General features: G+C 57.8%; 1 protein-coding gene. It reads left to right on the top strand.

Annotated elements, in window-relative coordinates; all coding sequences use genetic code 11:
• Window positions 1-2,970: amino acid adenylation domain-containing protein (locus tag ACFVQB_RS34275; protein ID WP_379449849.1), on the top strand; the 2,970-nt coding region annotated here is incomplete at both ends.

Here is a 2,970-nt window from a genome sequence, read left to right as displayed (position 1 = left end):
GCTCCGACGCTTCACGGGCTGTTCACCCGCCGCGCCGCGCTTTCGCCGCATCGTCCTGCGCTCCGTTTTCCGGGCGGTATGCTGACGTACGCTGAGCTCGATCAGTACACAGACAGGCTCGCCGTTTGGCTCCGCCAAAAAGGCGTCCGCAAAGAAAGCATGGTCGGCGTACTCGCTGAACGCTCGCCGGAGATGGTGGTTTCAGTGCTTGCCGTGTTAAAAGCGGGCGGCGCCTATGTGCCGCTTGACCCGGACTATCCTGAGGACAGGCTGCGCTATATGCTTGATGACTGCGGCGCCTGCCTCCTGCTTGCACAGCCGGGGTTATCCCTTTCCGGTTTTTCCGGAGAAACGCTAGAAGTGTCTCTTTCTGCTCTGACAGGCGAGACGGAGACAGGGGCTGTCTCTGAAGAAGCGGATGCTGATTCGCTCGCTTATATCATTTATACGTCCGGTTCGACGGGAACACCGAAGGGAGTGGCTGTTGAACACTGTCAGGCCGCCGCCTTTTTATCAGGGATGCAAGGGCAGTTCCCGTTAACGGAAGAGGACATCATCGTGCTGAAATCATCCTTTTCATTCGACGCCTCCATCTGGCAATTGTTTTGGTGGACGATGTCCGGCGCCTCCGTGTATCTGCTTCCTGCCGGATGGGAGAAAGATCCTGTGCGGATGATTGAAGCGTTTGCCTCAGAAAAGGTGACGACCGCGCATTTTATTCCGGCGATGGTCAACAGCTTTTTAGACGCGCTGGAAACAGAGCCTGAGGAAACAAGAACACGCCTCGGCAGAACACTGACACGCGTGTTTGCCGGAGGGGAAGCTCTTTCCCCGCTTACGGCTGCCCGGTTTGCCGATCTTCTGCCGGAGACCATGCTTATTCACGGCTATGGGCCGACAGAAGCGACGGTTGATGCGGCGTTTTACGTCTGTGACCGAAAACGGGACAGCGGACGGACAAGGCTTCCGATCGGAAAACCCGTTCCTGGTGCCCGTCTGTATGTATTAGATAGCGGAGGAACCATCCAGCCTGCGGGTGTGGCAGGAGAGCTTTACATCGCAGGGACAGGGGTGGCCCGGGGCTATCTGAACCGGCCTGAGCTGACGGAGGAGCGTTTTCTCGATGATCCGTTTTATCCGGGCGAGCGCATGTATCAGACGGGCGATATCGCACGCTGGACAGAAGACGGCCTTGTCGAATGGCTCGGCCGTTCAGACGGACAGCTGAAAGTCCGCGGTTACCGGATTGAACCGGGGGAAATCGAAGCGGCGATCCGGCGCATCGACGGCATTCGTGAGGCGGCGGTCACCGCCCGGACCGAACACGGCGAAACCGCGCTTTACGCCTATATCGAAGGACGGGAAAGCGATGACGTGCGGGCGGAGCTTGCGACACGCCTTCCGGCCTACATGATGCCGGCTCAGTTTATAGAGATGAGCGAATGGCCGGTCACGCCGAGCGGAAAGCTTGACCGCCGCGCACTGCCGGCTCCCGGCGGAGCGGCAGACAGACGGGCGTACACCGCCCCGCGGAACGTCACGGAAATGAAGCTTTGCGCCCTCTGGGAAGAGGTGCTGAAAAACGGCCCCGTCGGCATCCGGGATCACTTTTTTGAGCGGGGCGGCCATTCGTTAAAAGCGACGGCTCTCGTCTCCCGCATCGCCAAAGAGTTCGGTGTTCAGGTGCCGTTACAGGACATCTTCGCCCGGCCGACGGTGGAAGAGCTCGCTTCGGTTATTCAGGACTTGGAAGAGAGCCCGTATGAAGCGATTCAGCCTGCGCAAAAACAGGACACCTACCCGGTGTCTTCGGCGCAGAAACGGATGTATGTGCTCCAACAGCTTGAAGACGGCGGTGTCGGCTACAATATGCCGGCTGTGCTGGAACTGACGGGCCCGCTTGACCGCGGCCGGCTGGAGGAGACGTTCCGGCAGCTTGTGGAGCGGCATGAGTCGCTCAGAACGTCCTTTGAAACGGGGCCTGACGGCGAACCGGTGCAGCGCATCCATGACAGCGTGCCGTTTCAGCTGGATGAGGCCGAGTCAGCTGACGCATTCGTCCGGCCGTTTTGTCTGGAGGAAGCGCCGCTCTTCCGTGCGGCCCTCGTGAAAGAATCGGATGAACGTCATCTTTTATTAACGGATATGCATCATATTATTTCTGACGGTGTGTCCGTCAACACCTTGATAAAAGAATTCGGCGAGCTGTACGCAGGCCGTTCGCTTGCGCCGATGCGCCTTCAATATAAAGACTATGCCGTCTGGCAGCGGTCGTTTCAGGAGAAGGAAGGATTTCAGAAGCAGGAAGCCTACTGGCTGAAGCGGCTTGAAGGCGAGCTTCCGGTGCTTGAGCTTCCGGCTGACAAGCCCCGTCCGGCTGTCAGAAGCTTTGCGGGCGGCAGCGTATCGTGCACGCTTGACGCTGAAACGGCATCCGGCCTTCACCGCATCGCCCGGGATCACGGCTCCACTTTGTATATGGTGCTTCTCGCCGCGTACAATACGTTACTCGCGCGATTGAGCGGGCAGGAAGACATCATCGTCGGCTCGCCGATTGCCGGGCGTCCGCACAAAGACCTTGAACCGATTCTCGGCATGTTCGTCAACACGCTGGCCATCAGAACGGAGCCGAAAGGAGACAAACGGTTTACCGATTACTTGGCGGAAGTCCGCCAGGCGGCGCTTGAAGCGTATGAGCATCAGGATTACCCGTTTGAAGAGCTTGTGGAGCAGCTCGGCGTGCAGCGGGACATGAGCCGCAATCCGCTGTTTGATGCGATGTTTATTCTTCAGAATATGGAGCGAGAGGAGATAAATCTGGCCGGTCTGAAGGCGTCACGATCAGAGCATACCGAACATGATGTATCAAGTTTTGATCTGACCTTATCAGCGGCTGAATCCGATGGAAACATCCGCTTTGAAATGGAATTCAGCACCGAGCTTTTTATGAAAGAAACGATTGAACGCTGG

The sequence above is a fragment of the Paenibacillus sp. NPDC057886 genome (genome assembly GCF_042796655.1).
Lineage (GTDB): Bacteria > Bacillota > Bacilli > Paenibacillales > Paenibacillaceae > Paenibacillus.
This window is presented reverse-complemented; position numbering and strand designations above follow the sequence as displayed.